At 72.8% G+C, this 12,848-nt stretch carries 10 protein-coding genes and 1 riboswitch; of the genes, 8 read left to right on the top strand and 2 right to left on the bottom strand.

Annotated features, from left to right (window positions below; all coding sequences use genetic code 11):
• Positions 1 to 70: 70 nt before the first annotated feature.
• Positions 71 to 1,738, bottom strand: coding sequence for an MFS transporter (locus tag E1264_RS06380; protein WP_243710783.1), 1,668 nt, complete (start codon positions 1,736 to 1,738; stop codon positions 71 to 73).
• 132 nt (positions 1,739 to 1,870) lie between these two features.
• Between E1264_RS06380 and E1264_RS06375 the strand changes: the two genes are divergently transcribed.
• The 8 genes from E1264_RS06375 to E1264_RS06340 all read left to right on the top strand — a co-directional run bounded on the left by E1264_RS06375 (position 1,871) and on the right by E1264_RS06340 (position 11,021).
• Entirely contained in the window at positions 1,871 to 3,976 is a 2,106-nt protein-coding gene (locus tag E1264_RS06375) for a primosomal protein N' (protein ID WP_132170544.1), read from the top strand.
• A gap of 16 nt (positions 3,977 to 3,992) precedes the next feature.
• The gene (locus tag E1264_RS06370; RefSeq protein WP_132170542.1) at positions 3,993 to 5,801 is read left to right on the top strand and encodes a hypothetical protein; all 1,809 of its coding nucleotides are present in this window, start codon (positions 3,993 to 3,995) and stop codon (positions 5,799 to 5,801) included.
• Between the two features lie 65 nt (positions 5,802 to 5,866).
• Entirely contained in the window at positions 5,867 to 6,412 is a 546-nt protein-coding gene (gene def / locus E1264_RS06365) for a peptide deformylase (protein ID WP_132170540.1), read from the top strand.
• Between the two features lies 1 nt (position 6,413).
• A complete protein-coding gene (gene fmt, locus E1264_RS06360) occupies positions 6,414 to 7,340 on the top strand; it encodes a methionyl-tRNA formyltransferase (protein WP_132170538.1) in 927 nt (308 codons plus the stop codon).
• On the top strand, positions 7,340 to 8,746 hold the full coding sequence (locus tag E1264_RS06355) for a transcription antitermination factor NusB (RefSeq protein ID WP_132170536.1): 1,407 nt from the start codon (positions 7,340 to 7,342) through the stop codon (positions 8,744 to 8,746). Before fmt ends, E1264_RS06355 begins: the two co-directional genes overlap by 1 nt.
• A gap of 11 nt (positions 8,747 to 8,757) precedes the next feature.
• The gene (locus E1264_RS06350; protein ID WP_165964035.1) at positions 8,758 to 9,696 is read left to right on the top strand and encodes a phosphatase PAP2 family protein; all 939 of its coding nucleotides are present in this window, start codon (positions 8,758 to 8,760) and stop codon (positions 9,694 to 9,696) included.
• 12 nt (positions 9,697 to 9,708) lie between these two features.
• Positions 9,709 to 10,386 (top strand): ribulose-phosphate 3-epimerase, encoded by a 678-nt coding sequence (gene rpe, locus E1264_RS06345; RefSeq protein WP_132170532.1) that lies wholly within the window; start codon positions 9,709 to 9,711, stop codon positions 10,384 to 10,386.
• Entirely contained in the window at positions 10,383 to 11,021 is a 639-nt protein-coding gene (locus E1264_RS06340) for an HAD-IA family hydrolase (RefSeq protein ID WP_132170530.1), read from the top strand. Before rpe ends, E1264_RS06340 begins: the two co-directional genes overlap by 4 nt.
• Before the next feature lie 7 nt (positions 11,022 to 11,028).
• On the opposite strand, the gene E1264_RS06335 is transcribed toward E1264_RS06340, so the two are convergent.
• Positions 11,029 to 12,519, bottom strand: a complete 1,491-nt coding sequence (locus E1264_RS06335; RefSeq protein WP_132170528.1) for a hypothetical protein — start codon at positions 12,517 to 12,519, stop codon at positions 11,029 to 11,031.
• Positions 12,520 to 12,681: 162 nt separating this feature from the next.
• Positions 12,682 to 12,812: riboswitch (FMN riboswitch) on the top strand.
• The last annotated feature ends 36 nt before the right edge of the window (positions 12,813 to 12,848 follow it).

Raw genomic sequence — 12,848 nt, 5'->3', positions numbered from 1 at the left:
CCACGTATACGGAAGGCCCTGGGAACCGTGTGTTCCCAGGGCCTTTTCGTTCGCGGACGGGGTTCGGCGGTCAGGGGTCGCAGGGTTCGCCGCGGCTGAGGTTGTAGCGGGCCGCGATGGTGTAGCGGCCGGGCTTCTCCGCGTTCATCCGGACGAAGTCGCCCGCGCGCGCGAGGCACGCGTCCCCGCCCGACACCCTGAGCCACGGCGACCAGGAGACGCGCACCAGGACAGAGCCGCGGGACGGCATGTCGATGACGAGCTGCCCGGCGTCCAGCCTGCTGACCGACGCGGGCCGGTCGACCAGGGGCGTCGAGCGCAGGACGCGGAACAGGCGCCAGTGCTCGTCGCGCCATATCTCCGTCAGGTACGGCTGGCCGGCTTCGACGAGCGCGGCCTCCTTCTGGGCCGACCAGTCCGTCTCCTGCAGCGGCAGGACGACGTACTGCACCGCCCACTCGTGCAGCCAGTCGCGGTAGGAGTCGGCCGTCAGCGCGCCGTCCTCGTAGAACAGCTCGTGGCGTTCCGCGTCGACCTGCCGGTTCCAGCCCCGCGCGAGGACGAAATGGCGGCTCAGCCCGGACGACTCCCAGTGGGACCGCAGCGGGACGACCTCGATGCGCACGTCGTCCGCGCCGACGGCCTTCAGCTCGGCGATGAGGCCGCTGGCGTTCCCGGCGGCGGTCGCCGCGGGCTCGGTGTGGATCAGGTCCTCGACGGGCTTCACGACCTGCCAGGACGCGGTGACGATGAACGCGACGGACAGGACCGCGATGCGGACGCGGCCGTGCGCGCGCGCCACGGCGGACAGCAGGAACATCCCGCCGAACAGGAGCGAGAGCCGTTCGACGTTGCTGCCGACCGGTGACGGGATCAGCCAGGTCAGCACGATCCCGGCCAGGTACACGCCGGCGCCGACGCGGACGAGCCTCCAGCCGCGCGGCGCGCAGGCCACGATGGCGATGACGCTGGTCACGGCGGGCAGCACGATGGCGCCGAGCGAGATCGGCTGCTCGCCGCTGAACGGGAACAGCAGGCTGGTGGTCCCGACCACGAGGGGCGGGCCGGCGGCGAGGCAGATCCCGGCGCGGCGGCGCCCGGTGAGGAACAGCGCCGCGGCGAGCACCATGAGGAACAGGCCCGCGACGGGGCTCGCGAGCGTGGCCAGCAGGCCGAGGCCCACCACCCCGGCCGCGCGCAGGGCGGGCGTGCCGCGGGGCGTGAACGCCGCGATCGTCGCCATGAGCGCGAACGTGAGGCCGAGACCGAACGTGACCCGCCCGGACGCGGAGTTGCACGAGAGGGCGAACGCGGCCCAGAGCGACGCGGGCAGGGCCACGGGCGCCTTGAAGCGCCGCAGCAGGTGCGCCGTGAGGGCGGCGGAGAGCGTGCCGGACACGACGGCGACCGTGCGTATGCCGAACAGCGCCATCAGGTACGGCGACATGACGCTGTAGGACGCGGGGTGCATGCCGCCGTACCAGGCGAAGCTGTAGGCCGCGGTCGGGTGCTTCCAGGCGAAGTCCGTCCAGGCGGCCTGGGCGGCGAGGTCGCCGCCCTCGTTGGCCAGTAGCAGCGCCCACACCAGGTGGAGAACGGCGGCCGCGACCGTGGCGGCGACCACCGGGTGGCGCGCCCATTTCTTCCAGGAGGCGGGGGACGAGGTGCCTAGGGAACGGCGCGACGACCCACGCGGGGCATGGGCGTCCGCCCGCTCTTGAGTATGCGCTGTGGTCATCGCCTGCACGGATCGTCGGCGGTGAGGGCGCGGAAGGGATCGGGCAATGGGCCAACGGACGCGCACCCCGTACGAACGGGTCAACCCTAGCGTGCGCGATCGGGTGTCGGGTTGATCTGGTAGGACGGTGGCGTGACCAAGGACGGCGGCGGAACGGACCTGATCCCGGGGCTGGACGAGCTGCCGCGGCCGTCCCCGGAGAAGCGGCCGCCGCCGGAGAAGGCGGCCAAACCGGGCAAGCCGGGCAAGGCGCGGAAGAAGGGGGCGCGCCGTCCGGCGGAGGAGCTGCCCGTCGCGCGGATCGCGGTCGACATGTCGCTGCCGCACCTGGATCGCCCGTTCGACTACCTGGTGCCCGCGGAACTGGACGCCGAGACGGTCCCCGGGTGCCGGGTGCGGGTGCGGTTCGCGGGCCAGCTCGTCGACGGGTTCGTTCTGGAGCGGGTCGCCGAGAGCGACCACGAGGGCAAGCTGCTCTTCCTGGAGCGGGTCACCTCGTCCGAGCCGGTCCTCACGCCGGAGGTCGCCGCGCTGATCCGGGAGGTGGCCGACCGCTACGCCGGGACGTTCGCGGATGTGCTGCGGCTGGCGGTCCCACCGCGCCATGCGCGGGTGGAGGCGGAGCCTGTGAACGCACCGGGTGACGCCGTGGGTGAACCGTCCGGCACGGAAGGCGCGGGTGCGTGGAGCGACTACCCGGCCGGTCCATCGTTCCTCGGCGCGCTGACCGAGGGCAGGGCCCCGCGAGCGGTCTGGACGGCGCTGCCCGGCCCCGGCTGGACGGCGGCCATAGCGCAGGCCGTCGCGGTGACCCTTCGCGCAGGACGCGGCGCGCTGGTGGTCGTGGCCGACGGACGCGACGTGGCTCGCGTGGACTCCGCGCTCAAGGCCGAACTGGGGGAGGGCGTCCACGTCGCGCTGACGGCGGAGCTGGGCCCGGCGGAGCGCTACCGAAGGTGGCTGGCCGTGCTGCGCGGTACCGCGCGGGCGGTCGTCGGGACGCGCGCGGCCATGTTCGCTCCCGTCGCCGACCTGGGGCTGGTCGTGCTGTGGGACGACGGCGACGACGTCCACGCCGAGCCGCACGCCCCGTACCCGCATGCGCGCGACGTCCTGGCCCTGCGCGCGCACAGAGCGAACGCAGGGGCGCTCATAGGGGGGTTCACCAGGACCACCGACGCCACTCAGCTCATCGAGTCCGGCTGGGCGCACTCGCTCGCGTCCGACCGGGAACGTGTCCGGGCTGCGATGCCCCGCGTCCGGTACGTGGGGGAGGACGCGCAGCTAGCGCGTGACGCCGCCGCGCGCAGCGCGCGCCTGCCGAATCTGGCGTTCGAGGCCGCCCGTCGGGCGCTGGAGGAGGGGCCCGTCCTGGTGCAGGTTCCCAGGCGCGGATACGTCCCGGCCATCGCGTGCGGACGGTGCCGTACACCCGCGCAGTGTGTGGCCTGCCAGGGCCCTCTGTCGCTGCCGTCGTCCCATGCCGCGCCCTACTGCCGCTGGTGCGGACGCATCGCGGGCGACTGGCGGTGCCCTGAATGCGCGTTCGTCCATCTGCGCGCCGTGGTGGTCGGTGCCAAGCGGACGGCGGAGGAACTGGGCAGGGCGTTCCCGGGCGTGCCGGTCCGCACCTCTGGGCGCGACTCCATCCTCGAACGGCTCGGCCCGGAGCGCGCGCTGGTCGTGTCCACGCCGGGGGCCGAGCCGCCGGCGGACGGCGGATACAGCGCCGCGCTGCTGCTGGACGGCTGGGTGCTGCTCGGACGGCCCGACCTGCGCGCCGGGGAGGAGACGCTGCGGCGCTGGATGAACGCGGCGTCGCTCGTCCGACCGCAGGCGCCCGTCGTCGTCGCGGCGGAGGGGGCGCTGCCGGCCGTGCAGGCGCTCGTCCGGTGGGACCCGGTCACCTACGCGGAGCGGGAACTGGCGGAGCGCAGGGAGGTGGGCTTCCCGCCTGCCGCGCGGATGGCGTCGCTGACCGGGACCCCCGCCGCCATACGGGACCTTCTGGCCGATGCCCGGCTGCCCGATGGGGCCGAAGTGCTCGGTCCTGTGCCCGTGCCTTCCGCGCCCGGCGCCGGGGCCGACGTGCAGGAGAAAGAGCGCGCGCTGGTGCGTGTGCCCAGGGCCGCCGGGCATGCGCTGGCGCGCGCGCTGAAGGAGGCTCAGGGCGTGCGCAGCGCGCGCAAGACGGCGGAGACCGTCCGGGTCCAGATCGACCCACTGGAGCTGATCTGACCAATAGGGTTCTCGGGTGGCCGAGAACTGGGTGGAGACCACCGCGGGCGACCTGCGGCGGTGGGCGGACGAGCGCGGCGAGGCGCTGGACGAGCAGGGCGCGCGCATCCTGCTCGAACTGCTGCAGGACGAGATGGGCCTGGCGGGCCCCGCGGCGCTGACCCCCGAGTCGCTGCGCGAGCTGCTCCTGAGCGTGTTCCCGGAGTCCGTGGTGGCGGGCGGCGACGACGTCCCCACCGTCCTGGACGCGCTCCGCCGCATCGTGGCCTACCTGCGCGACACCGGCGCCGTGCCCGCGCCCGCCGCCGCCGACCTGGACGCCGAGATCGACCGGACCGGCCCCGCGTTCGCCGACCTCGTCGCCGAGCTGGACACCGAGGAGCGGCAGGCGGCGGCGGAGGTCATCGGCGGGCTGATGCGGGCCGACGGGGTCGCCCTGGACGACCAGGAGGCCGTCGAGGCGTGGATCCGCGACTTCGAGGCGCTGCCGGAGGAGGAGCGGTACGCGCGCACCGAGGGCTACCTGCAGCAGGTGGAGGACCTGGTCGTCCCGCCCGTGCGGCTCGCCTCCGAGGCGGACGTGGCCGACGCCGTGCGCCGCTCCCGCCTGACCGAGAACGTCCTCGCCCTGGCCCGCTGGACCGGCGAACGCGCCCTCACCGAGCACGACACCCTCACCGACCCCGACTTCCAGGCCGCGGCCGGCGCACTCGGCCTGGAGGCTCCGCGCAGCCACGGGCAGATGGAGGACGCGGGCGAACTGGAACGCCTCTGGTGGGCCGCCGTAGAGGCGAAGGTCATCACCGCCGAGGCCGGCACCGCCAGGCCAGGTCCCGCCCTGGACGGACTCGACTCCAGCGATGACTCGACGCTCCTGGCCGCATGGCTTCCGCTGTTCGAGGCGATGGTCGTCCCAGGGCACGACTACGCGGACGGCCTGGACGCGATGGAGCTCGTCCAGAACGAGATGACGGGCGTCCTCATCCACCTGTACGAGCAGGAGGAGCCCACCGAGCCGGAAATCCTCATCAACGCCCTGCTCGACCACGTGGCAGAGGCCTACGACCTCACCGACGCAGAGGCCATGCCCGCCCTCGTGGCGGACGCGTTCTTCCTCGAACTGGCCGCGTTCGAGGAGTGGGGCGTCGTCGAGACGTCGGGCAAGGGATCCGCGCTGACACCGCTGGGCGTGTGGGCCGTCCGGGAACTGCTGCTGGCGGACGGGTTCAGCGCGCCCGTCGTCGGCGACCTGGCGGGGGCGCGCGCGTCCGAGCTCATCGAAGGGCTCACCTGGTACCGGCCCGACGCCGCCGACGAGGAGATCGACGGCTGGCTCGCCCGCCACGACCCCAAGGACGCCGCCGCCGACCTCCTGGCCGTCATGCGGACGGGCGGCCCCGGCGCGCGCAACCTCGCCGCCGCCGTCCTGCACCGCATCGGCCCCGAGGCGGCGGGCGTGGTCCGCGCCGCGCAGGAGCATCCGCTGGTCTCGCCCTACGCCGCGCTCTGGCTCAACGCCGCGGGAGACCCGGCCGGACGTGAGCTGGCCCGCGAGGAGTACCTGTGGGTGTTCGTCGACACCGTCGCCGGGATGCTGGAGACCGCCGAACCCGAGGAGGCGGTGGAGGCGGCCCTCATCGACGCGCCGCCGGGAGCGGAGATGACGGCCATGGTCGACGACCTGTGGCGTACCGACCATCCGGCCGTGGCCGACGTTCTGGAGGCCCTGGGCGCGCACCACCCCGACAAGACGACCGCCAAGGCCGCCCGGACCGCCGCCTACAAGGCGCGATCCACGCACCAGGGCGCCCGCCGCGGCGTGTGAAACGTCACCATGGTGCTCCGTAGACTGGACGGAGCAACCCCGCCACGCACGAAACGGAGTCCCCGTTGGCCGTCAAGCCCATCCGCCTCTTCGGCGACCCCGTGCTGCGCACGCCCGCGGAGCCGGTGAAGGACTTCGACAAGGAGCTGCGCCAGCTCGTCAAGGACCTCACCGACACGATGATCGACGCTCCCGGCGCGGGCCTGGCCGCGCCGCAGCTCGGCGTGGGCCTGCGGGTGTTCACCTACTACGTCGACGACCGGCTGGGGCACGTGGTCAACCCGACCCTGGACCTGTCCGACGAGCAGGAGACCGACGACGAGGGCTGCCTGTCCATGCCCGGCCTGGCCTTCCCCACGCCGCGCGCCGTCCGGGCCGTGGCCAAGGGCTTCAACATGCACGGCGAGCCGATCACGCTGGAGGGCACGCATCTGCTGGCCCGCTGCGTCCAGCACGAGACCGACCACCTCGACGGCGTGCTGTTCATCGACCGGATGGACCCCGAGCAGCGCAAGGCCGCGATGAAGGCGATCCGGGAGGCCGAGTGGTTCGGCGACCCGGTCCCGGTCGTCAAGGAGTCGCCGCACCGCACCCTCGGGAAGGCGATCTGAGATGCGGCTGGTCTTCGCCGGGACGCCCGAGACCGCGCTCCCGGCCCTCAGAGCGCTCCTGAAGTCCTCGCACGAGGTGGCGGCAGTCGTCACCCGGCCGGACGGGCGTTCGGGCCGTGGGCGCCATCTGAGCGCCAGCCCGGTGGCGTCGCTGGCCGCCGAGGCGGGCGTGGAGGTGCTCAAGCCCGTGAAGGCCCGCGATCCCGAGTTCCTCGACCGGCTCCGCGAGATCGGGCCCGACTGCTGCCCCGTCGTCGCCTACGGGGCGCTGCTGCCCAGGGAGGCCCTCGACATCCCCAGGCACGGCTGGGTGAACCTGCATTTCTCGCTGCTGCCCGCCTGGCGCGGCGCCGCCCCTGTCCAGCGCGCGATCCTGCACGGCGACGACGTGACCGGCGCGGCCACGTTCGAGATCGAGGAGGGGCTGGACACGGGCCCGGTCTACGGCGTCCTGACCGAGCCGATCCTGCCGACCGACACCACCGGTGACCTGCTGGGCCGCCTGGCCGTCGCGGGCGCGGGCCTGCTGCTGGACACGATGAACGGCATCGAGGCGGGCGTCCTGGAGCCGCGGCCGCAGGCGACGGAGGGCGTGTCCCACGCGGCCAAGCTGAGTCCCGAGGACGCCCACGTCGACTGGAAGTCCCCGGCGCTGCACATCGACCGCCTCGTGCGCGCGTGCACGCCCGCCCCCGGCGCGTGGACGAACTTCCGCGACACGCGCGTCAAGCTCGGGCCGGTCCGTCCGGTCCCAGAAGCGGACAAGCTTTCGCCCGGCGAACTGCGTGTCGGCAAGAACGAGGTGCTCGTGGGGACGGCCACGCATCCGGTCGCCCTGGGCGAAGTGCAACCGCAGGGCAAGCGGGCCATGGGCGCGGCCGACTGGGCCCGCGGTCTCAACCTCATCGGCAAGGACGCGCTGCACTGATGCCGCCCGCCCGCAACCGCCGACACGCCCAGAACCGCAGGCCGGGCGGGCCGCGCAAGACCGGCCGCCCGCAGGACCTCGTCCGCCGCACCGCGTTCGACGTGATCCGCGCCGTCGAGACCCGCGACGCCTACGCCAACCTCCTGCTGCCCGGCCGCCTGCGCGACCGCGGCCTCACCGGCCGCGACGCCGCCCTCGCCACCGAGCTCACCTACGGCACGCTCCGCGGGCGCGGCACCTACGACGCGGTGCTCGCGCTGTGCAGCGACCGCGAACTGCGCCGCATCGACGCGCCGCTCCTGGACGTCCTGCGCCTCGGCGCCCACCAGATCCTCGCGACGCGCATCCCGCCGCACGCCGCCGTGGGAACCGCCGTCGAGCTGGCTCGCTCGGTCTCCGGCCCCGGGCAGGCCAAGTTCGCCAACGCGGTCCTCCGCAAGGTCGCCACCCGCGACATGGACGCCTGGCTGGAGATCGTGGCGCCCGCCGACGCCGACGCCACCACGCGCCTCTCGGTCAGGCACAGCCACCCCAAGTGGATCGTGTCCGCGTTGCGGGACGCCGTCGGCAACGGCGAGATCGACGAACTGCTCGCCGCCGACAACGCCCGTCCCCGCGTCGCCCTGGTCGCCCGTCCCGGCCGCGCCACCGTGCAAGAGCTCTACGACGCGGGCGCGGAACCCGCTCCGTACTCGCCCTACGGCGCCCTACTGCCAGAGGGCGACCCGGCAGCCATCGCCGCCGTCCGCGATGGGCGCGCTGCCGTCCAGGACGAGGCCAGCCAGATGGTCGCCCTGGCTCTGGTCGAGGCTCCCTTGGACGGACAGGACGCGCTCTGGGCCGACCTGTGCGCCGGCCCCGGGGGCAAGGCGGGCCTCCTCGCCGCCCTCGCCGCCCAGCGGGACGCGCGGCTCCTGGCCTCCGACGTCCAGCCCCGCCGCGCCGGGCTCGTCCGGGACGCGGTCGACGCCCGTACCGGCGTGATCGCCGCCGACGGCACCGCACCCGCGTGGCGGCCCGCGTCGTTCGACCGCGTCATGGTGGACGCGCCGTGCACCGGCCTGGGCGCGCTCCGCCGCCGCCCGGAAGCACGCTGGCGCCGCGGTCCCGGATCGGTCGCGGAACTCGGCCCCCTGCAGCGGAGACTGCTGGCCACGGCCCTGGAGTCCGTCCGGCCCGGCGGCGTGGTCGCCTACGTCACGTGCTCCCCGCACCTGGCCGAGACCCGGGTGGTCGTGGACGACGTCCTCCGCGAACACACCAACGCGGAACGCCTCGACGCCCCGTCCGCCCTAGCGTCCGTCGCCCCGTCCCTCACCGGCCTGGGGGACGGCCCGTACGCGCAGTTCTGGCCCCATCGCCACAACACGGACGCGATGTTCCTGGCCCTTCTACGCCGCACCTGACCGGGGGACCCGTGCTGACCGGCTTCTGGCATGTCGTGTCGTTCCTGGGGAGCGCGGCGTTCTACGTCCCCCTGCTCGTGGTCCTGTTCTGGTGCGCGGCACCGCGCCTGGTGGCGCGGGCCACGGTCATCCTGCTGTTCAGCGCGTTCCTCAACACGCTCCTCAAGCTGGTCTTCCACGACCCCCGCCCGTACTGGACGGACCCCACCGTCGACGGCAAGGCGTCCCACACCTCGTTCGGCATGCCGTCCGGCCACGCGCAGAACGCACCGGTCGCCTGGGGGTTCTTCGCCGCCCAGACCAGGCGATGGGTACTGTGGGCCGCCGCTGCCGCCGTCATCGCCCTGATCGGTGTGTCCCGCGTCTATCTCGGCGTTCACTCGATCGGCCAGGTCCTGGCGGGCTGGGCCATCGGCCTGGCGCTCCTGGTGGCGGCGCTCGGGCTGGAACCCGTCGTCGTCCCCTGGTGGACCCGCCGCCATCTTGCCGTCCAGGTGACCTTCGCCCTCGTCGTCTCCCTGCTGCTGCTGGCAGCCGCCTGGGGCGCCCTACAGCCGATCGAAAACTGGCGTTGGCCGGACGCATGGGCCCGCGCCGTCCAGGCGGCAGGAGGACAGACCGAACCCGTCACCCTCGTCGAATCGGCGAGGGCCACAGGCGGATTCTGCGGAGCCCTGGCCGGCCTGTCCCTGCTCGCGGCACGCGGCTGGTTCGATGCGGGCGGGAAGCTCTGGCAGCGCCTCGCACGCCTCCCCGTGGGCATCGCAGGCGGCGTCGCCGTCTCCCTCCTCGACGGATCGCACCTGGCCCAGGCGTTCGCCGTCCAGGTGATGCTCGGCCTCTGGGTCACCGCGGGCGCGCCGGAGGCGTTCGTCCGCCTCCGCCTGGCGGGACGCCCCGCCCCCGCCATCACCCGGCCGGGTGACGACCGGACGGAACTGCGCCAATAGACTCGCGGCATCATGGCTCCTCAGATCGCACCCAGCATCCTGTCCGCCGACTTCGCCCGCTTGGCCGAGGACGTCGAGCGCATCGCCGACTCCGCCGACTGGGTCCACGTCGACGTCATGGACAACCATTTCGTCCCGAACCTCACCCTGGGACTGCCCGTCGTCCAGGCACTGCTCAAGCACAGCGCGCTGCCGCTCGACTGCCACCTGATGATCGAGGACCCCGACCGCTGGGCGCCGGAGTACGCCGAGGCCGGAGCGAAGAGCGTCACCATCCACGCCGAGGCCGCCAAGGCGCCGATCCGCACCCTGCGCGCCATCCGCGCCGCAGGCGCGCGCGCGGGCCTCGGCGTGAACCCGGCCACCCCTGTGGACGGCTTTGAAGACCTCCTCGGCGAGATCGACATGCTCCTCCTGATGACCGTCGAGCCCGGGTTCGGCGGCCAGAAGTTCCTGGACGTCGTCCTGCCGAAGGTCCGCCGCGCCCGCGAGCTCATCAAGGGCCGCGACCTCCCCGTCTGGCTCCAGGTGGACGGCGGCGTCAGCGCGGAGACCATCGAACGCTGCGCGGAGGCGGGAGCGGACGTCTTCGTCGCGGGCAGCGCCGTCTACGGCGCGGACGACCCCGCCGACGCCGTCCGCAGGCTCCGCGGCCAGGCCGAGGTGGCGACGGCGAAGGCGAACTGGTGATCCTGCCCTGCGCGGCCGTCCTGTTCGACGTGGACGGCACCCTCGTCGACTCCACGCCCCTCGTAGAGCGTGCCGCCCGGGAATGGGCCGCCGAGTACGGCATCGACCCGGACGAGTTCCTCTCCGACGCCCACGGCCGCCGCACCGCCGACCGTGTCGCCGACTTCCTCCCGCCCGATCAGGTCCTCGACGCCGCGGCACGCCTGGACGCGCTGGAGTCCGTCCGCAGCGACGGCATCACCGCCCTGCCGGGCGCCGTCGACCTCCTGGCGAACATGAACGGCCTGCCCTACGCGTTCGTCACCTCGATGGACAGGCCCCAGCTGAAACTCCGCACAGAAGTGGCCGGCGTGCCGACCCCACAGGTGGTCGTGACCGCCGAAGACGTCCCGGCTGGCAAACCGGACCCGTCCGGCTACCTCAAGGCCGCTCGGAGCCTCGACGTGGACCCGTCCGCCTGCATCGTCATCGAGGACGCCCCCGCGGGCATAGCGGCGGGCCGCGCCGCCGGTGCGACCGTCCTGGCCGTGACCACCAGCCACGACCCGGCGGTCCTCACCGGAGCACACCGGATCATCCAGGACCTCACCCGCGTCACACCGACACCGGCCGGCCTGCGGCTGGCGGACGGCTGACGACCGCTCACCCTTTCGCGGCGGCGATCCCCAGGGACGAGCGGAACATCTCGTGGATCCGGAAACGCTTGACGGCCGCCACGTTCAGGTGCTGCACCTGGTGGCTCCCCAGGAACGTGCCGTCCTCGTCGGCCTGGGCGGTGAGCAGCCCCGACCGCCACAGGACCTCGATGAGGTCGTTCGGGTAGCAGTGCGGTAGCCACGACTCCGTCCCGCGTGTGGGGATCTCACCGACGGCCAGTTCGAGGCAGAGCAGTTCCAGCTCCTCGCGGTCGAACGTGTGCGGGCGGCTGCGGAAGACCTCGAAGACGCTCAGCAGCCCCGGGTACTGGGAGCGGTACTCGGCGGCGATGTCCCTGATCCGCTCGGCCGAGTAGCCGTACTCGCACCGCTCGATCGCCGAGTACGGCACCGGCAGCTTGGAGGTCCGGCTTCTGGCGTGCGCCAGCGCCTCCGAACAGAACTGGATGATCTCCCTTGGCCGGTACAGGGTCCGGTCGACCATGTAGCGGAACGCGGCGTCCCGTGCCTGGCCCGGTGGTGAGGCGAACACCGCCGACCAGCACGCCCGGTCCCCGGCCCGCTCCAGCGCCTCCACGTCGAAGCCCTTCTCGTGCGCCGAGTACCGGATCCGCTTGGCGATGAGCTCCAGCAGCGACTCCTCCGACCAGTAGATCTTCTCCAGCAGGTCCCGGTGCTTCTGCGCGTCGTCGTACAGGGCGGGGATGTCGTCGTAGAGCTCCTGCCGCAGCGACACGTACACCCGCAGGTTCTTGTGCAGCCCGTTGATCGACACGCACGCCTGGAAGAGTCCCGAGACGAACGCCTTGGCGTCCTCGGAGGAGTCCCACCCGCGGTCGAGTTCGTCGACGAGCACGATGACCCGCTGGCCGTCCAGCACCTTCTCCAGCGCGGGCAGCAGATTGTGGATCTCCTCGAGCTTGTAGAGCCGGTCCAGCTCCCGCGTCCGCAGCCCGGCCTCGATCGGCCCGAGCTTGATGGCCTCAAGCCGTTTCAGATACGAGACCAGCAGCGACAGCGGCCCGAGCTGATGAGCGCCGTGATTGTCGCGGATGTAATGGTGAATCTCCCTGCCGCCGCCCTTGGTCAGCCGCATTCCCTTCCGCGCCAGCGCCTTCATCACGAGCACGTAGATGAGGTACTTCCACGCCGCCGCATAGGCCCCCTGCTTCGCCCACGACCCGGCGTCCTCGGCCTCCATCGTGGAGCTGAGCAGCTCGTAGGAGTAGTCCTCCGGGCTCAGCTCGATGACATGGCTGCCCGCCGCCCGCTCCCGCTTGGCCAGCACCTGGAAGATCGCGCTCTTCCCGGCCCCGCGATTCCCCATCAGGATCGTCTTCGCCCCCGACTGGACCCGCTGGTAGGCGTCGGACTCGACGAAATACTTCTCCAGTCCCCGGGAGATGTCCCGCTCGGCCGACGGAGTGCCGAAGTCGAGAACGTCCAGAATCTTCGGCGACAAGGTCACTTTGCCCATGGGCCACCCCCGGATCCGCGGCAGTTCCGTCATCGAGTTTCATCCGGCCGCCGCTTCCCGGCAACCCCTGCCGTCCCGCCCCGCGCGGCCCGCCGCCGCGGCCGTGGCGATGGTCACATCGGGCGGGAATGCGCGGCGTGGCACACTGGTTGGCAAGCATGAACGCGTGCTCCGGGGTCGGTGAAATTCCGAACCGGCGGTGACAGTCCGCGACCCGGCCGAAGCCATCGGCCGGTTGACCTGGTGGAACTCCAGGACCGACGGTGAAAGTCCGGATGGGAGGCAGCGCGCGGCACGCCCCTGTCCAGGGGCGTGCGCCGATGTATCGA

It is taken from the genome of Actinomadura sp. KC216 (assembly GCF_004348535.1).
Classification (GTDB): Bacteria; Actinomycetota; Actinomycetes; order Streptosporangiales; family Streptosporangiaceae; genus Spirillospora.
The sequence above is the reverse complement of the archived record's forward strand: the minus strand, read 5'-3'. Positions and strand labels throughout refer to the sequence as shown.

What these genes read in the sequence shown, in the direction of transcription:
- rpe (WP_132170532.1), top strand. Translation starts at nt 9,709, where the DNA reads ATGGCTCCTCAGATCGCACCCAGCATCCTGTCCGCCGACTTCGCCCGC.
- E1264_RS06335 (WP_132170528.1), bottom strand. Translation starts at nt 12,519, where the DNA reads ATGGGCAAAGTGACCTTGTCGCCGAAGATTCTGGACGTTCTCGACTTC.
- E1264_RS06380 (WP_243710783.1), bottom strand. Translation starts at nt 1,738, where the DNA reads ATGACCACAGCGCATACTCAAGAGCGGGCGGACGCCCATGCCCCGCGT.
- fmt (WP_132170538.1), top strand. Translation starts at nt 6,414, where the DNA reads ATGCGGCTGGTCTTCGCCGGGACGCCCGAGACCGCGCTCCCGGCCCTC.
- E1264_RS06355 (WP_132170536.1), top strand. Translation starts at nt 7,340, where the DNA reads ATGCCGCCCGCCCGCAACCGCCGACACGCCCAGAACCGCAGGCCGGGC.